Raw genomic sequence first — 23,929 nt, forward strand, 5'->3', positions numbered from 1 at the left:
AAGCCTGACGCGCCAGGCTCTTGCATTTGAACACTACAATGAGCGCCATCCGCTCAAAGCCCTGGAATACCGCTCGCCGCGTGTTCAGGCGTGCTGCCGCGACTTCATTGACCTAACGGTGTCCGCGTGTCCTGAATTACAGGGGAACTCCAACCAGCTGCACTGGGTCATCTCCGCCCCCCAGTTGCCCGACCTCAGCAAGTAATGCTTCGTCGCGCGCAATCACCTTTGGCAGATGCGAGCGCAAGAACTCGACCCACGTGCGCGTCTTTGCATCGATGAATTTGCGCGACGGATAGAGCGCATAAACAGTCGTCTTCTGCAGCGTATATTCTGGCAACACGCGCACCAGCGTGCCATCGCGCAACCCGGAAATGGCCGCGTAGAGCGGCACCATGCCGATGCCCATGCCTTCGCGGATCGCCACGATCAATGATTCCGCGATGTTCACATGCACGGGGCCGTCGACTTCCATCAACTCACTGCCGTTCGGGCCGTCGAGCGTCCATTCATGTGGCGGGAACGCCGGCGTATGCAGGATCAGACATTCGTGATGCGCAAGGTCAGCCGGTTCTTGCGGCGCGCCGTGCGCCTGCACGTAGGCCGGCGATGCGCACAGGATGCTGAACGTCGTCCCCAGCGGAAACGATACGAGGTCCGAATTCGGCAGCGTCGATGCGCCGATCACGGCCACGTCGGCGCTGCCCTCGAACAGATCGGGCATGCGCTGCGATAGCGTCAACTCGACGGTCACATCAGGATAAAGCTCGCGGTAACGCGAAATGGCCGGCAGGACGTAGTGCTGGCCGATGCTCGCAAAGCTATGCATGCGCAGTGCGCCGGTTGGTCGCTCGTGTGCGCAACTGGCTTCTTCTTCCGCAATATCGACATCCGCGAGGATCTGCTGCGATCGCTTCAGATAGCGCTCGCCGGCCGTGGTCAGCGCAAGCCGACGTGTCGAGCGATTCAGCAGGCGCGTGCGCAGATGTGCTTCGAGCTCCGAGACCGCGCGAGACATCGCGCCGGTCGTTGAATTGAGCGATTGCGCGGCCGCGGTGAAGCTACCGGCTTCAACCACGCGCACAAACACTCGCATATTTTGTAGCGTGTCCATCAAACCTTCTGTTTCATGATCAAGATCATATTTTCCGTCAGTCTCAGAACTCTATTGTTGTCCGTTCTGGAACAGATGTTCTGCACCTGTCGGCTTAATGTACACATCGCGGACTCCTACAATCGGCGCCTCGCCTGCCGGTGTCGGCCATTCTGTCCGGAGGCTCTCTCAGCGACCACGTGGGGTGCACTGTTTTCGGATGAAACCCGATCATGCGATCGAACCGTCGGCGGATTTCTTCGGTCCGGGCGGCGTCATGCGTCGACGACTCAGCCGAGCCAAACTCAATCGCGCCGCGCGCGACTGGGCTAGCAGCGACGGCCTGACCTGGCTGCATCTGCTGAAGACGGTCACCGCCGGTCTGCTGGCGCTGGGCATCGCGATGCTGCTCGATCTGCCGCAGCCGCGCATTGCGATGACCACTGTCTTTGTGTTGATGCAACCGTTCAGCGGCATGGTGCTCGCGAAGAGCTTCTACCGGATTCTCGGAACGGCAGTAGGGACCGTGGCCGCGCTCTTGCTCGGCGGGCTGTTCGTTCAGCAGCCCGAACTGTACATGCTCGGCATGATCGTGTGGGTGAGCGCCTGTATTGCTGCGGCGGTCCGGTATCGGCATTTCAGATGGTACGGTTTTGTGCTCGCGGGTTACACCGCCGCGCTGATCGGCATTCCAAATGTGACGACGCCTCAGGGACTGTTCCTCGCCGCACTCACGCGTGCGGCGGAAGTGGCGGTCGGCATCGTGTGTTCGAGCGCGGTCAGCGCGTTGCTGCTGCCCCAGCGCTCGATCCTTGCGCTGCGACGTAACCTTCAGCTCAGGTACGCGAATTTTACTGCGTTTGCTGTCGACGTGCTCGCACGCGGGCTCGAGCGCAATCAGTTCGAACGGCGTTTCGCGGATTTCGTCGACGAAATCGCTGGCTTCGAAGCAACCCGCACGTTCGTCGCATTCGAAGATCCGGCGATGCGCTCGCGCAGTGCGCATCTGGCACGTCTGAACCGCGAATTCATGGATGCGTGCGCGCGTCTGCATGCGCTGAATCAGTTGCTCAAACGGTTGCGCGCCAGCCACGCTGTGTCGATACTCGCGGCCGTCGGTCCGTACCTCGACGAACTGCGAGCCTTGTTCGAAGCACAAGCTGAAGCCGGCGTCGAAGCATCGCGCGCAGCAGCCGACCTGCGCCACTTTCGAGCGAGCTTGCCACGCCGGGTACGCGAAACCAGGCGGCCGCTCGAAGCCGCGTCCGCGGAATCGCTTGCGGACTTCGACTCGGCAGCCGAATTGCTGTATCGATTCGTGGGCGAATGGATAAACTATTCGCTAACCTATGCATGCTTGTGGCGAAAAACAGCAAGCCGGGAGCACCGCCTACGATGCAGTTCAAGCCCAACTAAGAGCCACCGCGCAAGCAGACCTATAAGCCGCACAAACCACTTCGTCGTACTGTTCACGTTCCTGCGCTCGGCTGTCGTCATCGGAATCGCCGGTGCGTTCTGGATCGCGACCAACTGGCCGAGCGGCGGCCTCGCCGTGATTGGCGCGACGCTGGCCTGTGCGTTGACGTCCACTGCGCCAGGCGCCACCAGAATGGCCATTCAGATGGCGATCGGCGCGGTGCTCGCGACGCTGGCCGGCTATGTGTTCATGTGCTACGTGTATCCGAACATCGATGGTTTCCCGCTGCTTTGCGCGGTACTCGCGCCGGTGCTCGCGCTCGGCGCATTCATTGCGACCCGTCGCGGCGCGGCGGGGCTTGGCATCGGCTTTTCGGTGTTCTTCTGTCTGCTGGCCGGGCCGGACAACGTCGTCGGCTACGTGCCCGATCTGCTGATCAACAACGGCATCGCGCTGAGCGCGTCGATGCTGCTCGCAGCCGTTGTTTTCGCGGTGGTCTTTCCCGCCGATATGCGCTGGCTCATCGACCGGATCAAGGGCGACCTGCGAGCGCAAACGGTGTCGGCATGCAAGGACGCGCTGCCGGGTCTGAACCTACGTTTCCAGGCGGGCACGCATGATCTGACTTCGCAACTGCGCGTGCTGTTGACGCACCGTTCACGACGACGGCGCGACGCACTTCGCTGGATGCTCGCGACGATCGAAGTAGGTCACGCCGTCATCGATCTGCGCAACGAAACCGCACGCGCCGATCATGCCGACATGCTTCAGCCGCGTTGGCGCGGCGTGATCGAACACACGTGCGACGATCTCGCCCGGCTCTTCCAACGCCCAGGTCCACGTTCGCTCGAACGCGCACTCGTCGCCGTGCGCTCGGCCACCTGGCTCGCGCAAGACATGCTGCAGGCAGTGCACGCCGAGCGCGACCGGCATCACGATCTGCAACGTATCTTGAGCTGTCTGCACTTCATTCGCAGCGCGTTGCTCGACAAGGACGCGCCCTTCAATCGTCGCTGAGCAATGCTGCGTGGATCTTTCTGCCAGATGGAAAGATCCCTTCCGGGCGGCCCCGTTTATTCGCGTAGGTGGTGGTCATATAGTTTCGTCACTGCCTCGCAGTATTCGTCGCAGTAGTCGTAAGTCCTGGAGAACGAGATGAAAGTGTTGAAGATGGTCCTGATTGCCTGTTCTTTGTCCACCGCTGCTGCCGCCTATGCACAGACGGCGCCGGCCGCGCCGGAGCAGCAGGTTGCGCAAGCGGATGGCCAGCGCGTCGATAAGGTTGTGCCGCGCAAGCATGCGGAAGCGCCGAAAGCGAAGGCTGATGAATGTGTCGGCCCGATGAGCTTCTGCAACATCTACTTCGGCAGCTGAGTCCGGCTGCCTCACGCGGAACACCTGTCGCGGACCCTATCGCGCGACCCAACACCTGCTCGCGACGCCGTCCGATCGAGACGCCGCGGCGGGTGCGGCAACCGTCTATTGAGCGAAGCACACCGCAGACGTGCGCACCAGTAGACGGAGCTGGCGACTATGGAGAGACTCCCTTTCATGTACGAAGACCGAATTCGCTGCGCCGCGCTGCGCGGAAAAATCACCACGGCAGCCGACGCGGCGCTTCTGATTCACGACGGCATGCGGGTTGGCACAAGCGGCTTCACGCGCGCGGGCGACGCGAAGGCCGTGCCGGTCGCGCTCGCCGAGCGTGCGCGCCGGCTGGGCGAGCCGCTGCGCATCACGTTGATGACTGGCGCCTCGCTCGGTCATGACGTTGACCGCATGCTGACCGAAGCGCATGTGCTCGCGCGCCGTCTGCCGTTTCAGGTAGACAAGACGCTGCGCGACGCCATCAATCGCGGCGAAGTGATGTTCGTCGATCAGCATCTGTCCGAGACCGTCGAGATGCTGCGCGCAAACCAGCTCGGCAAGCTCGATGTCGCGATCATCGAAGCCGCCGCGATCACGGAGAGCGGCGGTCTCGTGCCGACGACGTCGGTCGGGAATTCGGCGAGCTTCGCGATTCTCGCGGACAAGGTCATCGTCGAGATCAATCTTGCGCAGCCGCTCGGGCTCGAAGGCTTGCACGACATCTGGATTCCGGGGCGCCGGCCGCATCGCGAGCCGCTGCCGATCGTGCGCGCGCGGGATCGCGTCGGCACACCCGCTATCAAGATTCCGCCCGAGAAAATCGCGGCGATCGTGATCACGGACATGGCCGACAGCCCGTCCACGGTCTTGCCCGCGGATCGGGAAACCGCGTTGATCGCCGGTCATTTGATCGAATTTTTCCAGCACGAAGTCACGCGTGGCCGCATGCCGAAGCAGTTGCCGCCACTGCAGGCAGGCATCGGTACGATCGCCAACGCGGTGCTGGCGGGATTCGTCGATTCGCCTTTCGAGGTGTTCGAAATTTATTCGGAAGTCCTTCAGGATTCGACGTTCGATCTGATGGACGCCGGTAAGGTCGCGTTCGCGTCCGGCGCGTCGATCACGTTGTCGGCCGCGCGGCAGGCGCAGGTATTCGGCGATATCGAGTGCTATCGCGACCGGCTCTTGCTGCGTCCGCAGGAAGTCAGCAACCATCCCGAGGTGATTCGGCGGCTCGGTCTGATCGCGCTCAATACCGCGCTCGAATTCGATATCTACGGCAACGTCAATTCGACGCATGTCGGCGGCACGCATATGATGAACGGCATCGGCGGTTCGGGCGACTTTGCGCGCAATGCGTCGTGCGCGGTGTTCGCGAGCAAGTCGACCGCGAAGGACGGCCGCATTTCGAGCATCGTGCCGATGGTGCCGCATTGCGATCACAACGAACACGACGTCGACGTCGTCGTCACCGAGCAGGGTCTGGCCGATCTGCGCGGCCTAGCGCCGCGCGAACGTGCGACGCTGATCATCGAGCATTGCGTGCATCCGCGGTATCGCGAGCTGTTGCGCGACTATTACCGCGATGCGTTGCTTTGGGGAGGGCAGACGCCGCATTGCCTCGATCAGGCGTTTGCATGGCATACGCGGCTGCGCGATACGGGGTCGATGCTGCCGGCCTGATTCTGCGGCGGCCACGACCGCGGCGATAAAAGCAGAAGCAACAGACCATAAAAAAGCGCCAGCGATTCGAACCCGCTGGCGCTTCATGACGTCGGATGGCGTGCTCAGGACCCTCGTCGCACGAGCCGGATAATAAACAGCAGAATGACCGCGCCGATCAACGCGGTGATGATCGAGCCGATCCAGCCGCCGCCAAGCGAGATATGCAGCACGCCGGCGAGCCACCCGCCGATGAACGCGCCGATGATCCCGACGATGATGTCGACGATCAGGCCGAAGCCGCCGCCCCTGACCAGCACACCCGCGAGCCAGCCCGCAATCGCGCCGATGATGATCCATGCGATGATGCCGTGTTCCATATTCGAGACTCCCTGGTTGAGTGTGAACAATTCACGGTGACAGAGCTTAGTCGAAGGTTATGGGACCGTCCACGTTCACGACGCGGAATTAACATTATCTGAATCTGCTGCCAGCTAAGTGTAGACGATGCGCGCGAACAAATGAGACTTACGCGCCGCGCTTCACTCGGGCGTCGGCTCCGCTTCCCGCGCGGTCCAACTGACGCTGGACACGCTCTTTTCCATGCTCAGGCGGCTCGCCATCTGTTCGAGCTTCGATTGATCCTTCGGATGCATCGTCAGCGTCGCCGTCACTCGAATGCGCGCCGGTTCGTCCTCGACATCCTCGCTCGTGAGGCTCTGGAACGACAGCGGCGCCGAGTACATCGAGTTGGAAATCGCGGCGCGAATGTTAATCTCGTCGGCTTCGCGGCAGACGATCGTCAGCACGTACTCGCGTACGAGGTCGGCGTTTGAAACCGGCGTCGAGTTGATCATCCGGCTCACTTCACGCAGCGCGGTGTTGGCCAGCAGCACGACCGCGGTGCCCGCGAGCGCCGGTCCGTAATGTCCCGCGCCGCTCAACACGCCGACGGCCGCCGAGCACCACAGCGTCGCCGCGGTGTTGATCCCCTGGATCGAGCCTTTGTCGCGCATGATGACGCCGCCGCCAAGAAAGCCGACGCCGGACACCACATAGGCGGCAATCTGCGTGACGCCGCTGACGCCGTTGCCGGTCAGCATGCCGAGCGTGACGAACAGGCACGCGCCGCTCGCCACGAGCGTGATCGTGCGCAGGCCCGCAGTGCGCTGGCGCATCTGTCGTTCGAGGCCAATCGCGACGCCGCAAGCAAAAGCGGTCAGAAGCCGCAGAAAGAATTCGAGTGTCATCGTTCAGAAAGGTTGGCGTGCGTGCTGCCGCAGGGTGAAGCCTACGCGTGCGAACGTCAGGTCGTCTACCTCGTGCACGCTAAGCGCATGAGGGTGGAACGAAATACGCGCGCACACTCGTGCAGTGGCCGGAAGCGTGCGGCATCGGCATGGCATCGAGCCACGCTGCGCTTCACCGACAGTACGCGAATGACAATGAAATGAGAGCGACGTGCGCCATCGAGCCCGAGGGCAGGACGGCGACAGGGACACCTGACGCGGAAATCCTGCCGCTCAGGCGAGCGGGCAAATCGATACTCGGCTGGTACAGCTGCTACTGTCCAAGATCGTGATTCCGGTTAAAAGAATTGCGCGGATTGTAGAGGGGGGCGCAAAGTTCAGTCAAGCCGCGATCGGCGGAGAGTGCGCATGTGGGTTTGCTACAGCCGTATCGTAGACAGGCCGTAATTAATTGCTCCGGACTGCGAATGTTGAGTTCAATCCGGTTCGCCCGGCACGAGTCTCAAGCGCGTGATTTCCGAAGGTGCACCGAGTCGTTTCGGCGGACCCCAATAGCCCGTACCGCGACTCGTATAAACCCAGAGTCCGTTCAGGCGCGCGAGGCCTGCCGTGAACGGCTGTTGCAGGCGCACAAAGAAATTCCACGGAAAGAACTGACCGCCGTGCGTATGACCCGACAACTGCAGCGTAAAGCCGGCCGCCGCGGCCGCTTCGGCCGAACGCGGCTGATGCGCGAGCAGCACCCTGATCAGCACGTCGCCAGGCGCGCCGGCGAGCGCCGCGACCGGGTCGCTGCGATGCGCGGGGTCGTGATGACCCGCCGAGTAATCGGTGACGCCGGCGATGACGGCGCGCGCGCCGTCATGGTCGACGATCACGTGTTCGTTCAGCAGCACCCGCAAGCCGAGCCGGCGGAATTCGGCGATCCACGAGTTCGCTCCGGAGTAGTACTCGTGATTGCCGGTCACGAGAAACGCACCGTGCCGCGCGGCGAGCCGCGACAGCGGCTGCGTATGCCGGCTCAGCTGCGGCACGCTGCCGTCGACGACGTCGCCCGTCACCGCGATCAGATCCGGCTTGAGCCGGTTCACCGCGTCGACGATCGCATCGACATAACGGCCCTTGATCGTCGGGCCGACGTGGATGTCACTGATCTGCACGATCGTGAAGCCTTCGAGCTCGGCAGGCAGATCGTCGATCGGCACGTCGATTGTGACGACGCGCGCGCGACGGCGCGCGTTGAACAGGCCGATCAGCGTCGACAGCAGCGCGAGCAGCGGCACCGCCGCCGCCGAGCCGGTGCGCCAATGCGCGATCGTGAGCGTGTTCGGCCAGATCGCGTCGATCGTCAGCAGCGACGCCAGCACCAGGTCGCGCGCGAACGTCAGTACCAGCAGCGACGAGAAGAAGCCCATCGCGAGCAGGCCAACCCACGCGAGCCGGTCCCCGAGCGGCTGGCGCTTGAAGCCGCGCGCCATCATGCCGACCGGGATCAGGTAGATCGACAGCACGAGCCACAGCGCGCACAGCCCGCGGCCGGCCGCGGTGATCGGCATGTCGGGAATCAGGCGCAAGCCGACGTAGATATGCAGCAGGATGCCAATCAGGATGATACGGACAAGAAACGATGAACGTCGCATAAAAAGGATCAGGGCGGGAAGGGGCCGAAGGGCAGCGATAGCGCGGCGGCGATCGGGTTGACGGAACGCGGCGAATCATTCTACCGACATGTTCAGCCCCTTGCCGTAGCACGCAAAATTCGTGCTCCCGCACCGCAAGACACGCCGGCCCCGAAGCCGCCGGGACGAGCCACGAAAGTGTTCGCCGGGGCAGGCGCATTCCCTGCTCAGCACATACTTACAGGGCCGCGCGCCACGCATTCAATGCCTATGCAAGCGAATTAAATGGGCTTTGAATTGTATTCATGCGTGGAGTATGCTTGAAACAAGCCAGCTTGTTGTCGGGGCAGCGTAGGGCGCTTCGGCCATGACTGGTTCTGTCGCCGGGAAAGATCGGGCGGGGGAGGCACACCATGAAGCTGCTCAAATCGGGCCACCTGTGGCATCACGCGCACGACGTGCATCATGTGCATCATGAGCATCATGTCGGGCACGAGGGCAGCCACGTGATGCTGCCGCTCGTCGGCATCTCGCTGATGGCGATTGCGCTTTACGTCGGCGTACGCAACATCGATTTCTCCGAACTCGGCAAAAGCGCGCTGTTCGACGTCGTGATGGTGTGCGTCGCGCTCGGCATCGCGGGCCTGTTCGGTGCGGTCGGCGCGTGGCTGCGCTCGAATGGCGACGAAGCCGAAGAGGGCTTCTGCTTCATCGGCGCGCTGATCGGCACAGTGGTCTTTTATGTCGCGGTGCTGACCTGACGCGATCCGATCCGGCGCGTGGTGCGCACCCGCCGCGCCATCCATCATCAACGCCCCGTCACACTATGCGCGCCGCTTCGTCGAACGAAAAACGCGGGCTGCGCGCAAACAGCTTTGACGGATCGCCGTGGCCAAGATTGATCAGGAAGTTCGACTTCAGCGTCGTGCCCGCAAAAAACGCTTCGTCGACCTTGGCCTGATCGAAGCCCGACATCGGCCCAGTGTCGAGACCGAGCGCACGCGCCGCGAGAATCAGATACCCGCCTTGCAGCGTCGAATTGCGAAACGCCGTGTCCGCAATCAACCGCTCGTTGCCGTCGAACCAGTTGCGCGCATCCGCATGGGGAAACAGTTTCGGCAGATACTGGTAGAAGGCCATATCCATGGCGACGATCACCGTGACGGGCGCGGCCATCGTCTTCTCGAGATTGCCAGCCGACAACGCCGGGCGCAGTTTCTCCTTGCCCTCCGGCGTCCTGACGAACACGAAGCGGCCCGGACTCGAATTGGCCGAGGTCGGGCCGAGCAGTACGAGCTCCATCAGTTCGCGCAGCACGGCGTCGTCGATCGGCTTGTTCTGCCAGCCATTGTGCGTACGCGCGTCGCGAAAGAGTTGCGCGAGCGCCTGATCGGAAAGTGTCATGGAAGTAGTCCGTGCGAAAGAACAGAGGGAACGCGGAGAGCCGCGTCGAATGAAAGAGCAACGCGCGTGAATCAGCGGGTGAGCCGGTGTCGCCATAATAGTCAAGGTTTTGACTTGTCCGCTTGCATCCAGACATTCCGATGAGCACTGATTTATTCAACGACCTGCCGACGCCCGACGTCGACTGGTATCCAGACTGGCTCGCGGCGGCCGACGCCGAACGCCTGCTGGCCCGACTGATCGACGAAGTGCAATGGCGCCAGGACATGATGGGCACGCCCGCCGGCCGTGTTGCACTGCCGCGTCTGACCGCCTGGCAGGGCGAGCCGGACGCGGTGTACGTCTACTCGGGCATCCGCAACGTGCCGCAAGCATGGACGCCCGCCGTCGCCGAACTGAAGGCGGCCGTCGAGGCGACCAGCGGCGCGCGTTTTAACAGCGTGCTGCTGAATCGTTACCGCAGCGGCGCCGACAGCATGGGCTGGCACGCGGACCGCGAGCTCGAACTCGGCAAGCAACCGGTGATCGCGTCGGTGAGCCTCGGCGTCGCGCGCAGGTTCGATCTGCGGCACAACCGCAGCGGCGTCGTGCAATCGTTCTCGCTGAAGGGCGGCAGCCTGCTCGTGATGAAGGGCGACACCCAGGCGCAGTGGCGTCATCGGGTGCCGAAGGAGCCGCGCGTGAGCGGCGAGCGCATCAATCTGACGTTTCGCTGGGTCACTCCGAGAGTGACGCCGACCTGAGGCAGCGAGCGGCAATGCTCTGACCGGCGCGCCATACCAGAATTGATATCGAGGGCGCGAATCATATGATTGGACGGTTAACGCCTCGCACAGTACGCTACATCACGATCCATGCGCCGTGAGGGCCGCGAGGGCCGGGCAGACCGCTGGGTCGTCTACACAACAACGATTGGAGACTGTCATGGCGAATACACGACGTGCCGCGTGTCGCGCTCTGGGCGCGCTCGCGCTTTCCGCGAGTCTCGGAGCGCTGACGCTGGCCACGCCCGGCGCGCATGCCGAGGACAAGAAAATTACGCTCGGCTTTGCGCAGGTCGGTGCGGAAAGCGCATGGCGCACCGCGAATACCGAATCGGTGAAGTCCGCGGCGACGGACGCCGGCATCAACCTCAAATTCTCCGACGCTCAGCAGAAGCAGGAAAACCAGATCAAGGCGATCCGCTCGTATATCGCGCAGAAGGTCGACGTGATCGCGTTCTCGCCGGTCGTCGAATCGGGCTGGGAACCGGTGCTGCTCGAAGCCAAGGCCGCGAAGATTCCGGTGATCCTGACCGACCGCAACATCGACGTGAAGGACACGTCGCTGTACGTGACGATGATCGGCTCGGACTTCCTCGAAGAAGGACGGCGCGGCGGCCACTGGCTCGCGGATCACTACAAGGACGATAAAGGTCCGGTCAACATCGCCGAGCTGCAAGGCACGGTCGGCTCCGCGCCGGCCAACGACCGCCACGCGGGTCTGATCGAAGTGATCAAGAGCGATCCGAAGTTCAAGATCATCGCGTCGCAAAGCGGCGACTTCACGCTCGCCGGCGGCAAGCAGGTGATGGAAGCGTTCATCAAGACCTACGGCAACAAGATCAACGTCGTCTATGCTCATAACGACGACATGGCGCTCGGCGCGATCCAGGCGATGGAAGAAGCCGGCATGCATCCGGGCAAGGACGTCGTGGTGGTTTCGTTCGACGCAACCAAGGGCGGCTTCCAGGCGATGGCCGCCGGCAAGATGAACGTCGACGTCGAGTGCAGTCCGCTGCTCGGACCGCAGCTGATGTCGGCGGTGAAAGACGTGGTGGCTGGCAAGCCGCTGCCGAAGCGCATCCTGACTCAGGAGACTGTCTTCCCGATGAGCGTGGCCGCGCAAACTCTGCCGTCGCGTAAGTACTGACGCGGCGCGCAACGTCGCCGCGGCAGCGCTCGCGCAAGCGCCGCGGCGTGTGCGGTGTTCAGGCGCCGGGGCCAACGGGCTCACGGCGCGAAGGAGATGTGTAGTACGGACGCATCGAACAGGTTTCTCCAGTGGTGCCTGACCGCCCGGGCTGCTTTCTTCCGCAGCGGGCGGTCTCTTTTCAGGAGCATGCGCCCGCCGGAGCATGTCACTGGGGCCTGCCGAACCATGCATAGCCGATCGAGCGAGGTCCATGACCCATTCCGCTACCGAACCGAATCAGCCGGACCAGCCGCAGCGCGGCACGCCGCCGGGCGCGCCAGGCCAACAGAATGACATGAGCGCGCGCGAACCGATTCTGGCGACCTCCGGCGTCAGCAAGACATTTCCGGGCGTCAAGGCGTTGCAACACGTCGACTTCCGCCTGTTTCCCGGCGAGGTCCATACGCTGATGGGCCAGAACGGCGCCGGCAAATCCACGTTGATCAACGTGCTCACCGGCGTGCTCGCACCCGATGCCGGCACGATCCGCCTCGGCGGCGAGGTGGTCGCGTTCGCGTCGCCGCAGGAAGCCGAGGCGGCCGGCGTGCGCACGCTGTACCAGGAAGTGAACCTGTGCCCGAATCTGTCGGTGGCGGAGAACATCTTCGCGGGCCGGCAGCCGCGCCGCTTCGGCGCGATCGACTGGCCCGACATCAAGCGGCGCGCGCAGAAAGCGCTCGCGCGCCTCGACGTGTCGCTCGACGTCACGCGCTCGCTCGACGCCTATCCGATTGCCGTGCAGCAGATGGTCGCGATCGCGCGAGCGTTGTCCGTCGATGCGCGCGTGCTGATTCTCGACGAACCGACTTCGAGCCTCGACGACAGCGAAGTCGCGCAGCTATTCAAGATACTTGGACATCTTAAGCAATCGGGCATTGCGATCCTGTTCGTCACGCATTTCATCGAGCAGACTTATGCGATCTCCGATCGCATCACGGTGATGCGCAACGGCGAGCGCGAAGGCGAATATCTCGCGCGCGATCTGTCCGCGGATCAGCTGGTCGCGAAGATGGTCGGCCACGAGCGCATGAGCGCGCGTCTGCGCGAAGCGGCGCACGAAGGACAGGCCGCCGACGATCTGCAGGAGGTCCCGCAAGACCACACGGAAGCAACGGCCACGCAGCCGTTCATCGAGCTGCGCGGCGTCGGCCGCCGCGGCACCTTGCAGCCGATCGATCTCGAGATGCAGGCCGGCAAGATTCTCGGCCTCGCGGGTCTGCTCGGCTCGGGCCGCACCGAAACCGCGCGGCTTCTGTTCGGCGCGGATCGCGCGGACAGCGGCACGATCCTCGTCGAAGGGCGCGCCGTGCGGCTGCGCACGCCGCACGACGCGGTGCGCCACGGTATCGGCTATTGCGCGGAAGACCGCAAGAAGGAAGGCATCGTCGCCGAACTGTCGATCCGCGAGAACATCATGCTCGCGTTGCAGGCGCGGCGCGGCTGGTGGCGCAAGATCAGCCGGCAACGCGCGCGCGAGCTCGCCGATATGTGGATCGAGCGGCTCGGCATCAAGGCGTCCGACGCCGAGCAGCCGATCGCGCTGCTGTCCGGCGGCAACCAGCAGAAGGCGCTGCTCGCGCGCTGGCTGGCAACCGATCCCAAACTGCTGATCCTCGACGAGCCGACCCGCGGCATCGACGTCGCCGCGAAGTTCGACATCATGGACCGGCTGCTCGCGCTGTGCGCGAACGGCCTCTCCATCCTGTTCATCTCGTCGGAGATCAGCGAGGTGCTGCGCGTGAGCCATCGCGTCGCGGTGCTGCGCGATCGCCGCAAGATCGCCGAGGTGGCCGGTAAGGCATCGAACGAGGACAACATCTACCGACTCATCGCAGGGAGCGGCGAATGAAGCTATCGAACTGGTTCGCGCGCGACGGGGTGGAGCGTCCGCTGCTATGGCCATGCGTGACACTCGTGTTGCTGTTCGGACTGAACCTGCTGGTCAATCCGCATTTTCTCGCGCTGCGCACGCTCGACGGCCACCTGTTCGGCGCGCCGATCGACATCCTGAATCGCGCGGCGCCGCTCGTGCTGGTCGCGATCGGCATGACGCTCGTGATCGCGACACGCGGCATCGACATTTCGGTCGGCGCGGTGGTCGCGATAGCGGGCGGCGCGGCCGCGACCATACTCGCGACCCAGGCCGTGCCGAGCGGTGCGCTGATCGCGCAGGCGCTGCTGGCCGCGCTCGTCGTCGGCATCTTGAGCGGCATGTGGAACGGGCTGCTCGTCGCGTTCGTCGGCATGCAGCCGATCATCGCGACGCTGATCCTGATGGTCGCGGGCCGCGGCATCGCGCAACTGCTGACCGCCGGGCAGATCATCCCGATCGGCGCGCCCGGCTATCTGTTCGTCGGTGGCGGCTACTGGCTCGGCGTGCCGTGCTCGGTATGGATCGCGACCGTAGCCGTGCTGGCGACCGCCGCCCTGGTGGAGGGCACGGCGCTCGGTCTGTTCATTCGCGCGATCGGCGTGAACCCGGTTGCGACACGGCTCGTCGGCTTGCGCTCGAAGGCGATCGTATTCGCGGTGTACGGCTTCTCGGGCTTGACCGCGGCGCTGGCCGGCATCCTAATCAGCTCGAACGTGCGTAGCGCGGACGGCAACAACGCGGGCTTGCTGCTCGAACTCGACGCGATTCTCGCCGTGACGCTCGGCGGCACGTCGCTGCTCGGCGGCCGCTTCAGTTTCGCGGGCACGGTGCTCGGCGCGCTGATCATCCAGACGCTCACGTACACCACGTATTCGATCGGCGTGCCGCCGGAAGCGACGCTCGTCGTGAAGGCGGCCGTCGTGCTCGCGGTCAGCGTGATCCAGTCGCCGGTGGCACGCGCGCTCGCGGTGTCGTTCGGCGCGTCGCTCGTCAAATCGCGCGGGGTGGCACGATGACGCGCGTTCTCGAAGCACTCGCCCGCGTGGTCGATCCGCGCACGCTGCCGATCGCTGTGACGGTCCTGCTGTTCTGCGCGCTGTTCGGCTTTGGTTCGGTGATGTACACCGGTTTCTTCGCGTGGCAGGTGTTGCTCGATCTGCTCGTCGACAACGCGTTCCTGCTGATCGTCGCGATCGGCATGACGTTCGTGATCGTGTCGGGCGGCATCGATCTGTCGGTGGGCTCGATCGTCGCGCTGACGACGATCGTCGAAGCCGTGCTGTCCGAGCACATGCATGTGTCGGTGTGGCTCATCATTCCGATCGTGCTCTTGATGGGCACGGTGTTCGGCGCGGTGCAGGGCGCGCTGATTCACTACTTCCGCCTGCAGGCGTTCATCGTGACGCTGGCGGGGATGTTCTTCGCGCGTGGCCTGTGCTTTCTGATCACGACGCAGTCGATCACGATCACCGATCCGACGTTCAAGGCGATCTCCGCGTTTCGTCTCAGCGTCGGCGTCGGTTCGGTATCGGCGAACGTGCTGATCGCGGCCGTGACGCTCGCGGCCGCGATCTATGTCGCCCATTTCACGCGCTTCGGACGCAACGTGTATGCGGTCGGCGGCAATTCGCGCTCGGCGCTGCTGATGGGCCTGCCGGTCGCGCGCACGCGGGTCGGCGTGTATGCGTTGAGCGGCTTCTGTTCGGCGCTCGGCGGCGCGGTGTTCACGTTCTACGTGCTGTCGGGCTATGGGCTGCAAGGGCAGGGCATGGAACTCGATGCGATTGCGGCCACGGTGATCGGCGGCACGCTGCTGACTGGCGGCGTCGGTTATGTGGTCGGCTCGCTGTTCGGCGTCGGAATTCTGGGCACGATCCAGACGCTGATTACGTTCGACGGCACGCTCAGTTCGTGGTGGACGCGGATCGTGATCGGCGCGCTGCTGTGCGCGTTCTGTTTGCTGCAGCGATTGATCGAGCGGCACGCGAAGTCGGTGCGTCGGCCCGGCGGCACCAATGCGGTCACGACGACGGGGCATGGGCACGGGCGTGACGAGACGTCGACGACGGCGTCCTCGGATTCGCAGGTGTTGGGGCGGGCGCCGGGCTAGCGCGCGGTCTTCCAGTCGCTTCGAACCACGGCGGCGCGGCGCAGCGCACGCCGCGCCGCGTTCACGTTAGTCCGCGCGGCCGCTTCCGAGCGTCCAGTTCATGCCGTTCGCACCGGCATAGACCGCGAGCTCGGCGCATTCGCGGATTTGCGCGTCGCCAGCAGGTGCATGCAGCGCTTGAGCGCTGCGATCGTCGGCGCACTGAGCAGCAGACTCGCAAACACATCGGCGAGATAGTGACCGCCTTGCGTCGGCGTCGACAGGATCATCGTCACGTTGAGAGGAATCGCAAACAGCAAAAGCCGTGGCATGCGACGCAGCGCATAGATAAAGACAATAGCGAGCGTCGTGTGAAATGAAGGCATCGACACCATGCCTTGCGCGAGAGATTGGCGACGCCGTCGCCCGGCACGGCGTAGCCCTTGCCGGCGACCCAGAACGAGTCGAGCGCGGTGACGAGGGCCACGCGGCCCAGCCGCTCAGGTATCGGTTCAGGTAACGCCACTTCTCCGCTGTTCCTCGTGTTCGTGTTCGTGGCTCGACCTTGTGCTCGGCAATTTTTGTTGGCGCTGTCTGATGAAGGATAAGCACAGGTAATGCCTATCGTCTGACGGCCTTGTCGTGACTGGGTCTACCGGGCCGACAGGCTGTGATCGACTGGCTCGGCTGTCTGGAACGTTGCAGCGTTGAGACGTGTGTTTCCCGTCGCTACGCGGGTGCGCAGCGTCGTTGCCGATGAGCACGTTTCCGTCTGCGTGACCTATTATCAGAAAGAGTTGTGAACTGTACGACTGCGGTTGCGATGCAATCCGCGAATCGTGCAACTGAATGCAGGTGCCGTGGAGAAAGAGCGATGGTTCGCACGGAAATACTCAACGCGCTGCGGGGATACACCGATCCGTTCCGCGTCACGAGCGGCAAAGATTTCTTCCTGAAGGATTTCGATCCCGGCGAGACGCTGGGACTCAGAATGCATAAGGAAGAGGCGCAGCAACTACTCCAGCGCGGGTCGAAATGGCTCGCGATGGAGCAGGAGATCCTCTACGCGCAGGATTCCTGGTCCGTGCTGCTGGTGTTCCAGGCCATGGACGCCGCGGGAAAGGATGGGACGATCAAGCATGTGATGTCGCGCGTCAATCCGCAGGGGTGCGATGTCATCTCGTTCAAGCAGCCGTCGGATGAGGAACTCTCCCACGACTTCCTTTGGCGCTATTCCAGGAAAGTGCCCGAGCGTGGGCACATCGGCATTTTCAACCGCTCGTATTATGAAGAGGTGTTGGTGGTGCGCGTGCATCAGCACTTACTCCATGCGCAGAAGATCCCGCCACTACGGGTCGGCAACAACATATGGGACGAGCGGCTCGCCGACATCGCGCGCTTCGAGGACTATCTGACGCGCCAGGGCGTGGTCATTCTCAAGTTCTATCTGAACCTGTCGTACGGGGAGCAGAAGAGGCGATTCATGGATCGCCTCGACAATCCCGACAAGCACTGGAAGTTTTCCGCAGCCGACGTTCGCGAGCGTCGCTACTGGAACGACTACATGCACGCCTATGAAGTGGCGATCCGCGCGACGGCCTCCGAAGCGGCTCCGTGGTTCGTCGTGCCCGCTGACAACAAGCCTTTCACGCGCCTCATCGTCGCGGCCGCGATCGTCGAGGCCGTCGAGAAGCTCGACCTCGAATATCCGAAAGCCACGCGAGAGCACATGAAGGATCTCGCCGCCGCGAGGGAGGAACTCGACGCTGAAGCGGTGGACGCGACGAGACCCGATCAACCCGGGGACGATCCAGATCATTGAGAGCGGCCCCTGACCCGAAATCACTGGAACCGGGAGACACGAGGATGAGCTCAGTTGAGAGTGCGACGCCGTGGCATGCGATGCCGGCCGGTGACATCGAACGGCAGTTCAGCGTCGATCCCGCGCAGGGCCTCGATGCATCGGAAGCGACCGGGCGGCTGGCCACCTATGGGCCGAACCGCCTCCCGCAGGGGAAGAAGAGGGGGCCGGTCGTACGCTTCCTGATGCAGCTCCACAACGTTCTGATCTACGTGCTGCTCGCGGCCGGTTTCGTCAAGTTCATGATGGGCCTGTGGCTCGATGGCTCGGTCATTCTGGCCGTCGTCATCCTCAACTCGCTGCTCGGCTTCCTGCAGGAAGGACGCGCCGAGAAGGCGCTCGACTCGATTCGCAACATGCTGTCCGCGGAAGCGCGCGTTATGCGTGGCGGAGCGGTTCGCTTGATCCCCTCCGAGGAACTCGTTCCTGGCGACATCGTGCTACTGGAATCGGGCGACAAAATCCCGGCGGACATGCGTCTCGTCGACGCCAGGAACCTGCGCACGGAAGAAGCGGCACTCACGGGCGAATCCCTCCCGGCCGAGAAGGGCACCGCGCCGGTACCCGCCAAAGCCACGGTCGGCGACCGCGAGAACATGGCGTTCTGCGGCACGATGGTCTTGTCGGGTCGGGCAACCGGCGTCGTGGTGACGACCGGGAGCCAGACGGAACTCGGCCGGATCAACCAGATGCTCGCCGAGGTCAGCGTGCTCGAGACGCCGCTGCTGCGCCAGATCAAGAAGTTCGGCTACGTCATCACGGCAGTGATCGCCGTTGTCAGCGTGCTGCTCTTCTCCTGGGGGCACTGGCTCGGACACATGACTTTCGTTCAGCTGTTCCAGGCCATCGTGGGGATTGCGGTATCGGTCATCCCGGAAGGCCTGCCGGCGCTCATCACCATCACGCTCGCCATCGGCGTGCAGCGCATGGCCCAGCGCAACGCCATTATTCGCCGCCTGCCGGCGGTCGAAACACTGGGCGCCGTCTCGCGCATCTGCTCGGATAAAACGGGCACGCTGACCCTGATGGAGATGATGGTGACCTCCGCCGTAACGGCCGAAGCGGCCTATGCCGTTACGGGCGACGGCTACGCCAGCGAAGGAGAGGTCAGCGCCGATGGCAAGCCGCTCGGCGCCGCGCCGGACGTGCTCAAGCTGATGGGCCGCGTGTCGCTATTGTGCAACGACGCCGAGCTCTTCGAGGAAGACGGAAAATGGAAAGTGGAGGGCGATCCGACCGAGGGCGCGCTCTATCCGTTCGCTTCCAAGCTGGGCATGGACCGCGCCGCAGAGACGGCCGCCGCGCCGAGGATCGACGCGATCCCCTTCGAGTCCGAGCACAAGTTCATGGCGACGCTGAACCGTTCGACGGGCGGCGAGATGCTGCTGGTCAAGGGCGCGCCAGAGGTGATTCTCGACCACTGCGACCGGCAGCAGACGGCGCAAGGTCCGGCGCCGCTCGATCGCGAGCACTTCGCGAGGGAGGGCGACCGGCTCGCCGCGCAAGGCGAGCGCGTGCTCGGGCTCGCGTGGCTGTCGGAGCCGGGCCTGCGTACGGGCGGCCTCGGGCCGCAGGACCTGCCGCGTACCCTCGTACTGCTCGGCCTCGTGGGCCTGATGGACCCGCCGCGCAAAGAGGCGATCGACGCCGTGCGCGAATGCCACGGCGGCGGCATTCGCGTGACGATGATCACGGGCGACCACAAGATCACGGCGGCGGCAATCGCAAGAATGCTGGGCATCGGCGACGGCAAGACCGCCGTGTCCGGCACCGAGATCGAGGCGATGAACGATGCGGCGCTGCAGGAATGCGTGCGCGGCGTCGACGTGTTCGCGCGCGCGAGTCCCGAGCACAAGCTGCGGCTCGTCAAGGCGATCCAGGCGAATCGGCAGATCGTCGCGATGACGGGCGACGGCGTCAACGATGCGCCGGCGCTCAAGAAAGCCGACATCGGTGTCGCGATGGGGATCAAGGGCACCGAGGTGACGAAGGAGGCGGCGGGTATGATCCTCGCCGACGACAATTTCGCGTCGATCTCCGCGGCGGTGAAGGAAGGGCGCACGGTCTACAACAACATCGAGAAAGCGATGCTGTTCATGCTGCCGACCAATGTCGCGCAAGGCGCGGTGATCGCGGTGGCGATCCTGTTCGCCTTCACGCTGCCGATCACGGCGCCGCAGATCCTGTGGGTCAACATGGTTACTTCCGTCGCGCTCGGCCTGACCATTTCGTTCGAGCCGCACGAGGCAGACGTGATGCGCCGCTCGCCACGCGCAATCGACCGGCCGATCGTCACGAGCTTCGGCATCTGGCGCATCCTGTTCGTCGGCGCGGCGCTCGTGCTCTATACGCTATCGACGTTCTTCTGGATGAAGTCGCAAGGGGCGTCGGATCAGATGGCGCGCACGGCCGCGGTCAACGCCATTACGCTGGGCCAGGTTTTCTATCTGCTCAACATCCGGTATCTGCTCGATTCGTCGCTGTCCGTGCGCGCCCATATAGGCAATCGCTATCTCTGGTACGGAATAGCCGGCGTCGTGGTCTTGCAGCTTCTGTTCACCTATACGTTCCCGTTCCATGCCATTTTCCACACCGAGGCTCTGCCCTTGTCGGCGTGGGGGTGGCTCGTCGGTGGTGGCGTCCTGTTTTTCCTCGTGGTGGAGATCGAGAAGCTTGTTTTCCGGCTCACCCCTGCATTGAGAGGATTTGTGACGTCGCAACAGGAGGGCGCGGCCTTGCGCAATGATGCCGCGAGGTAGGCCGCCGCCATGGCGGCCGCCTGCTACATCTCATGCACGCGGCGAAGGATGAAAAACAGGTTAGCCGAGACTGCATTCACGATCGGTATCCGCTCGAGAGGCCGGTTCAGCTTCATGCCGATATTGGCCAGGGCGTTGAGCGCTCCGCCGCCCTTTATGCCTTTTGCGAAGGTGGGAAAGACCTGGTGATAGCCGCATTCTTCCAGTACGAATCCCGACCGGAGAAACACGCGCTTCGCGTCGCTGAGACTGTACAGCCGATTATGGCCCGTGTACTTCTTCATGACTCTGCACGCGTTTTCGGTCACCGATAAGCGGTTAGGTAAAAATGTGATTATCAGCAAACCGTCGTTTTTCAGCACGCGCCATAGCTCATCGAGGCTCTTTTGCTCGCGGGCCACGTGCTCGAGTACACCGCTTCCGATCACCACATCGAATTGACTGTCTTCGTAGGGCAGCAGAAATTCATGATCGAGCGATGCGAAAGATAACCCGGCGTACTCATAGAATTCCGCGAATTGCCCATCCTTGCAGATGTCGCAGCCATATATATCGATGTCATGGTAGAGCGTGCGAAGCATGCACGAATCTGGCGCGTGCCGGCATCCCCAGTCGAGCACTTTCATGCCACGCTTGATATACGGTGCGTAAATTTCGAACGCGCGCACGTGGCGATCGAGACTCGCGTTGTTGGCAATGACCGATTGCACGTAGTCCCGGTATTCACCATCGCTACGATGTGCAATGTAGTCCTCGCAAAGCTTGGCATAAGTCGCCTTGACCTGCTGCAATTCATTGCTCGGGATCGTTTCAGTGTCGATGGGTTTATGCATATCTCCCTCATGGCGGTGCGAACGATACGACGAATTTCAGGCTCTACCGGGCCAGTATGCTGGTAATCCTTGGTCCATGTTGAGCTCTGCGCAATCCGTTTCCGCAGTACCGGCTTTCGCCGCCCGAGTGACATCGGGGTTGAGAAGTTCGCGGGATGTTGACTACTCCGATTTTGAGCGCTGATGGACTGCGTTTGGCGAGACCTGCGGCAGGAACTACCTGGATAAAGTCGCGATAGTGAACGGGTTCAAGTTTTGAAGGATAGCAGTTGAATTTGTCAAAACTGGTCGGGGAACCTCTCCATTTCGCGCCTTATTCTGATGGTTTTGCGCCTTGACGCTCATCCGCTGTGTTCGAGCGAACATCGTGCCACCCGACCGGCGATAGCGCTCTATCTAGCCCGCACGCGACCAGCGATGCGGCGAGCCCAGAAGGCGTCTCGACCCCAAATTTTTATGTTGCGGTGCATCTAAAACCATCCTATAACCATCCACATGGATGGTGCAAGGATGGTGTGATGAAGAAACCCGCGGTATTGGACACCCCCCGCTCGAAAGGCGGCGACTCGGAAAAAATCACGATCAACCTCGGACCCGTCGACCTCGGGCAGATCGATCTCCTGGTTGAAGAAGGCTTCTATGCGAACCGGACCGACCTGATCCGAACGGCGATTCGCAACCAACTCGCGCTACATGCGCGGGTCGTCCAGGAAACGGTTGCGCGTCGTTCGCTCGTGCTCGGGCTGCAGCATTTCTCCAGGCAGGATCTCGAGGCGATTCGAGCCGCGCGCGAGCGTCTCAACATTCAGGTCCTGGGATTGGCCAGCATTGCCGCCGATGTCTCCCCGGAACTCGCGCTCGCGACTATCGAAAGCGTCGTGGTGCTGGGAGCCTTTCACGCTTCGCCCGCAGTCAAGACGGCGCTTGCCGGCAGAATCCACTAGCCGCGCGAGGCCCACCCCCTCAACACCGGTAATCGGACAAATGTGATGAAACTCAACGAAGGCTTTCTGAACTCAATGCACGAAGCGATGACTTTGCTGCGTACCCGCGGCGTTGCCGAAGCGACAGAAGCGATACAACGCGCACTGCGAGGGGAAAGCGTCGGTGCAGTGAACGAAACTGCGTCGCGGGACAAGACGCCAGAGCCCGTTGTTTTCCCGTTTGCAAAGACAAAGGAAGCTACCGCGCACAAGGCGCGAGAAGACTGCCTTGACGTGGAGGAACGAGGACATTTCATCACGCTTGCGTATGCGAATGCCGCCGGTCGCCGTCAATATCGGCTGTATGTGCCGGCGGGGGGCGCCGGCGAGCCGCTGCCACTGATTGTGATGCTGCACGGCTGCACGCAGGACGCCGACGATTTCGCAGCAGGCACGCAGATGAACGCGCTTGGCGAGCGGCATCGATGTCTCGTAGCTTATCCGGTGCAACCGCAGCAGGCGAATCCGTCGAAGTGCTGGAACTGGTTCAAACCTGACGATCAGCATCGCGAGCGCGGCGAGCCGTCGCTGATCGCCGGCATCACGCGCGAAATCATCTCGGCCCACAACGTCGATCCTGCGCGCGTGTACGTCGCGGGGATGTCCGCGGGGGGCGCGATGGCGGCGATCATGATCGCCGAGTATCCCGAACTGTATGCCGCGGTCGGCGTGCATTCCGGTCTTCCGGCACGGTGCGCGCACAATTTACCCTCCGCGCTCGCGGCGATGAAAGGCGGCAAGCACCCCCGAAATGCACGGCGCGTGCAAGGCGATACAGACTTGTCACCGACACGGCCCATGATCGTCTTTCATGGTGACGCGGATGCCACCGTGCACGTAGCGAATGCCACGCGGCTCGTGCAGAGGTTCGACGCAGGGCCGGACGCCGGCAGCGAACGGCGTCGGGTCGACGCGGGCCGACGCGCCTGTACCGTCTCGCGGCTGGTTTCCGGCGACGGTATCGACGCCGAGTTGTGGACCATTCATGGCGCAGGGCACGCTTGGGCAGGCGGCAATGCACGAGGCAGTTATACGGACGCTACTGGTCCGGATGCGAGTGCCGAAATGCTGCGCTTCTTTCTTGATCATCCGCAACGACAATAGTGCACGCCTCTCTTGTGGTTACTATGATTGCGACGGAGCGGCGTCCGCTGTGCATGTAGAGCAAGTCCGCTTGCTCAACTGCATAAAAGGCTGCCTGATGAATCACTTCCGGGGCGAATCCTCGGCGGCAGGTCGGCGAAGCCGGATTTGCGCCGCAATCAACGTACGGCGGGTTGCCATTCAATTGGAGACATCCACGCGTATTCGTCCATCGTCAACTACGGGTCGCGTGTCGCCGATCGCGGCCTTGCGAAGTTCGAGCGATGTGTGCCCATTGCATGGGGTAGTCATCGGCCAACTCCGGTCTGTGGACACGGCTTCGAATATCGCTAACAATCCACCTTCGCTTTAGTCCGCAGACTACGGGATAAAAACATGACGTGGAATTTGCTGCTATTGCCTCGCCGGTTCTTCTGATTGTTTGGATAGTGCTTTATCGCGCGGGATATTTCAAAGACCCGACGAGCGAAAAAAGTATGAAAGCCCTTCGAAACGTCATAGTGGTATGCGCAGTGATTTCGGTGTGTATGAGGCAGTATGCCAAGATGAAGCGATGATTTTGAAGCGTCACCCCAATGACTGCTTCCGGTAGTCGCGGTCGTCCCTTGTGGGTCGGGAAGACTCATTCCACATCGGTGAGAGCGACCATTCGCCGACGCCG

20 protein-coding genes are annotated in these 23,929 nt (G+C 62.9%); 13 read left to right on the forward strand and 7 right to left on the reverse strand.

The genetic code is table 11. From position 1 onward, the window contains the following. Positions 1–136: 136 nt before the first annotated feature. On the reverse strand, positions 137–1,114 hold the full coding sequence (locus tag OKW45_RS04775) for a LysR family transcriptional regulator (protein ID WP_018420759.1): 978 nt from the start codon (positions 1,112–1,114) through the stop codon (positions 137–139). A 199-nt stretch (positions 1,115–1,313) separates the two neighbouring features. Here OKW45_RS04775 and OKW45_RS04780 point away from each other — a divergent pair, with 199 nt between their 5' ends. From OKW45_RS04780 to scpC, 3 genes are all read left to right on the forward strand, one after another. Further along, complete coding sequence (locus OKW45_RS04780) at positions 1,314–3,527, forward strand: FUSC family protein (RefSeq protein ID WP_429466275.1); 2,214 nt, start codon at positions 1,314–1,316, stop codon at positions 3,525–3,527. A 138-nt stretch (positions 3,528–3,665) separates the two neighbouring features. Continuing rightward, positions 3,666–3,884 carry a hypothetical protein gene (locus tag OKW45_RS04785; RefSeq protein WP_429466277.1) on the forward strand — a complete coding sequence of 73 codons (219 nt, stop codon included), beginning with the start codon at positions 3,666–3,668 and terminating at the stop codon, positions 3,882–3,884. 177 nt (positions 3,885–4,061) lie between these two features. Further along, on the forward strand, positions 4,062–5,561 hold the full coding sequence (scpC, locus tag OKW45_RS04790) for a succinyl-CoA:acetate CoA-transferase ScpC (RefSeq protein ID WP_018420762.1): 1,500 nt from the start codon (positions 4,062–4,064) through the stop codon (positions 5,559–5,561). Positions 5,562–5,665: 104 nt separating this feature from the next. Here scpC and OKW45_RS04795 read toward each other — a convergent pair whose 3' ends face one another. The 3 genes from OKW45_RS04795 to OKW45_RS04805 all read right to left on the reverse strand — a co-directional run bounded on the left by OKW45_RS04795 (position 5,666) and on the right by OKW45_RS04805 (position 8,430). Continuing rightward, entirely contained in the window at positions 5,666–5,920 is a 255-nt protein-coding gene (locus OKW45_RS04795) for a GlsB/YeaQ/YmgE family stress response membrane protein (RefSeq protein WP_018420763.1), read from the reverse strand. A gap of 162 nt (positions 5,921–6,082) precedes the next feature. Then, on the reverse strand, positions 6,083–6,790 hold the full coding sequence (locus tag OKW45_RS04800) for an MgtC/SapB family protein (RefSeq protein WP_429466279.1): 708 nt from the start codon (positions 6,788–6,790) through the stop codon (positions 6,083–6,085). Between the two features lie 476 nt (positions 6,791–7,266). Continuing rightward, complete coding sequence (locus tag OKW45_RS04805; protein WP_018420765.1) at positions 7,267–8,430, reverse strand: metallophosphoesterase; 1,164 nt, start codon at positions 8,428–8,430, stop codon at positions 7,267–7,269. A 392-nt stretch (positions 8,431–8,822) separates the two neighbouring features. Between OKW45_RS04805 and OKW45_RS04810 the strand changes: the two genes are divergently transcribed. Continuing rightward, complete coding sequence (locus tag OKW45_RS04810; protein ID WP_018420766.1) at positions 8,823–9,170, forward strand: hypothetical protein; 348 nt, start codon at positions 8,823–8,825, stop codon at positions 9,168–9,170. A 58-nt stretch (positions 9,171–9,228) separates the two neighbouring features. Here the strand turns inward: OKW45_RS04810 and OKW45_RS04815 are convergent, their stop codons facing one another. Next, complete coding sequence (locus OKW45_RS04815) at positions 9,229–9,813, reverse strand: malonic semialdehyde reductase (RefSeq protein WP_429466281.1); 585 nt, start codon at positions 9,811–9,813, stop codon at positions 9,229–9,231. Between the two features lie 140 nt (positions 9,814–9,953). Between OKW45_RS04815 and OKW45_RS04820 the strand changes: the two genes are divergently transcribed. The 5 genes from OKW45_RS04820 to yjfF all read left to right on the forward strand — a co-directional run bounded on the left by OKW45_RS04820 (position 9,954) and on the right by yjfF (position 15,749). Then, positions 9,954–10,556 (forward strand): alpha-ketoglutarate-dependent dioxygenase AlkB family protein, encoded by a 603-nt coding sequence (locus tag OKW45_RS04820; RefSeq protein ID WP_018420768.1) that lies wholly within the window; start codon positions 9,954–9,956, stop codon positions 10,554–10,556. Between the two features lie 181 nt (positions 10,557–10,737). Further along, positions 10,738–11,724 (forward strand): ABC transporter substrate-binding protein, encoded by a 987-nt coding sequence (locus tag OKW45_RS04825; RefSeq protein WP_184008341.1) that lies wholly within the window; start codon positions 10,738–10,740, stop codon positions 11,722–11,724. A gap of 253 nt (positions 11,725–11,977) precedes the next feature. Continuing rightward, a complete protein-coding gene (locus OKW45_RS04830; protein ID WP_429466283.1) occupies positions 11,978–13,615 on the forward strand; it encodes a sugar ABC transporter ATP-binding protein in 1,638 nt (545 codons plus the stop codon). Further along, a complete protein-coding gene (locus OKW45_RS04835) occupies positions 13,612–14,655 on the forward strand; it encodes an ABC transporter permease (RefSeq protein WP_018420771.1) in 1,044 nt (347 codons plus the stop codon). The genes OKW45_RS04830 and OKW45_RS04835 overlap by 4 nt, the downstream gene beginning before the upstream one ends. Continuing rightward, positions 14,652–15,749 carry a galactofuranose ABC transporter, permease protein YjfF gene (gene yjfF / locus OKW45_RS04840; RefSeq protein ID WP_429466285.1) on the forward strand — a complete coding sequence of 366 codons (1,098 nt, stop codon included), beginning with the start codon at positions 14,652–14,654 and terminating at the stop codon, positions 15,747–15,749. Before OKW45_RS04835 ends, yjfF begins: the two co-directional genes overlap by 4 nt. 98 nt (positions 15,750–15,847) lie before the next feature. On the opposite strand, the gene OKW45_RS04845 is transcribed toward yjfF, so the two are convergent. Then, positions 15,848–16,186, reverse strand: coding sequence for a phosphatase PAP2 family protein (locus OKW45_RS04845; RefSeq protein ID WP_429469248.1), 339 nt, complete (start codon positions 16,184–16,186; stop codon positions 15,848–15,850). A 416-nt stretch (positions 16,187–16,602) separates the two neighbouring features. On the opposite strand from OKW45_RS04845, the gene OKW45_RS04850 reads away from it, so the two are divergent. Further along, positions 16,603–17,550 carry a polyphosphate kinase 2 family protein gene (locus OKW45_RS04850; protein ID WP_184008592.1) on the forward strand — a complete coding sequence of 316 codons (948 nt, stop codon included), beginning with the start codon at positions 16,603–16,605 and terminating at the stop codon, positions 17,548–17,550. A 44-nt stretch (positions 17,551–17,594) separates the two neighbouring features. After that, positions 17,595–20,348, forward strand: coding sequence for an HAD-IC family P-type ATPase (locus OKW45_RS04855; protein WP_429466288.1), 2,754 nt, complete (start codon positions 17,595–17,597; stop codon positions 20,346–20,348). Between the two features lie 23 nt (positions 20,349–20,371). Here OKW45_RS04855 and OKW45_RS04860 read toward each other — a convergent pair whose 3' ends face one another. Then, entirely contained in the window at positions 20,372–21,181 is an 810-nt protein-coding gene (locus OKW45_RS04860; protein WP_429466290.1) for a class I SAM-dependent methyltransferase, read from the reverse strand. Between the two features lie 518 nt (positions 21,182–21,699). Here OKW45_RS04860 and OKW45_RS04865 point away from each other — a divergent pair. Together OKW45_RS04865 and OKW45_RS04870 are read left to right on the forward strand one after the other, a co-directional pair. Then, positions 21,700–22,125, forward strand: a complete 426-nt coding sequence (locus OKW45_RS04865) for a ribbon-helix-helix domain-containing protein (RefSeq protein WP_018420777.1) — start codon at positions 21,700–21,702, stop codon at positions 22,123–22,125. Between the two features lie 45 nt (positions 22,126–22,170). After that, the gene (locus OKW45_RS04870) at positions 22,171–23,268 is read left to right on the forward strand and encodes an extracellular catalytic domain type 1 short-chain-length polyhydroxyalkanoate depolymerase (protein WP_429466292.1); all 1,098 of its coding nucleotides are present in this window, start codon (positions 22,171–22,173) and stop codon (positions 23,266–23,268) included. Positions 23,269–23,929: the final 661 nt, after the last annotated feature.

Origin of the sequence: Paraburkholderia lebeckiae (assembly GCF_050436225.1) — a bacterium.
In the GTDB taxonomy this organism is placed as follows: domain Bacteria; phylum Pseudomonadota; class Gammaproteobacteria; order Burkholderiales; family Burkholderiaceae; genus Paraburkholderia; species Paraburkholderia tuberum.

Excerpts from the sequence above, each read along its gene's own strand:
- OKW45_RS04780 (WP_429466275.1), top strand. The coding sequence starts at position 1,314 with ATGAAACCCGATCATGCGATCGAACCGTCGGCGGATTTCTTCGGTCCG.
- OKW45_RS04795 (WP_018420763.1), bottom strand. The coding sequence starts at position 5,920 with ATGGAACACGGCATCATCGCATGGATCATCATCGGCGCGATTGCGGGC.
- OKW45_RS04815 (WP_429466281.1), bottom strand. The coding sequence starts at position 9,813 with ATGACACTTTCCGATCAGGCGCTCGCGCAACTCTTTCGCGACGCGCGT.
- OKW45_RS04825 (WP_184008341.1), top strand. The coding sequence starts at position 10,738 with ATGGCGAATACACGACGTGCCGCGTGTCGCGCTCTGGGCGCGCTCGCG.
- OKW45_RS04800 (WP_429466279.1), bottom strand. The coding sequence starts at position 6,790 with ATGACACTCGAATTCTTTCTGCGGCTTCTGACCGCTTTTGCTTGCGGC.
- OKW45_RS04870 (WP_429466292.1), top strand. The coding sequence starts at position 22,171 with ATGAAACTCAACGAAGGCTTTCTGAACTCAATGCACGAAGCGATGACT.
- OKW45_RS04850 (WP_184008592.1), top strand. The coding sequence starts at position 16,603 with ATGGTTCGCACGGAAATACTCAACGCGCTGCGGGGATACACCGATCCG.
- OKW45_RS04785 (WP_429466277.1), top strand. The coding sequence starts at position 3,666 with ATGAAAGTGTTGAAGATGGTCCTGATTGCCTGTTCTTTGTCCACCGCT.
- scpC (WP_018420762.1), top strand. The coding sequence starts at position 4,062 with ATGTACGAAGACCGAATTCGCTGCGCCGCGCTGCGCGGAAAAATCACC.
- OKW45_RS04810 (WP_018420766.1), top strand. The coding sequence starts at position 8,823 with ATGAAGCTGCTCAAATCGGGCCACCTGTGGCATCACGCGCACGACGTG.
- OKW45_RS04860 (WP_429466290.1), bottom strand. The coding sequence starts at position 21,181 with ATGCATAAACCCATCGACACTGAAACGATCCCGAGCAATGAATTGCAG.
- OKW45_RS04830 (WP_429466283.1), top strand. The coding sequence starts at position 11,978 with ATGACCCATTCCGCTACCGAACCGAATCAGCCGGACCAGCCGCAGCGC.
- OKW45_RS04855 (WP_429466288.1), top strand. The coding sequence starts at position 17,595 with ATGAGCTCAGTTGAGAGTGCGACGCCGTGGCATGCGATGCCGGCCGGT.
- OKW45_RS04835 (WP_018420771.1), top strand. The coding sequence starts at position 13,612 with ATGAAGCTATCGAACTGGTTCGCGCGCGACGGGGTGGAGCGTCCGCTG.
- yjfF (WP_429466285.1), top strand. The coding sequence starts at position 14,652 with ATGACGCGCGTTCTCGAAGCACTCGCCCGCGTGGTCGATCCGCGCACG.
- OKW45_RS04775 (WP_018420759.1), bottom strand. The coding sequence starts at position 1,114 with ATGGACACGCTACAAAATATGCGAGTGTTTGTGCGCGTGGTTGAAGCC.
- OKW45_RS04820 (WP_018420768.1), top strand. The coding sequence starts at position 9,954 with ATGAGCACTGATTTATTCAACGACCTGCCGACGCCCGACGTCGACTGG.
- OKW45_RS04805 (WP_018420765.1), bottom strand. The coding sequence starts at position 8,430 with ATGCGACGTTCATCGTTTCTTGTCCGTATCATCCTGATTGGCATCCTG.
- OKW45_RS04865 (WP_018420777.1), top strand. The coding sequence starts at position 21,700 with ATGAAGAAACCCGCGGTATTGGACACCCCCCGCTCGAAAGGCGGCGAC.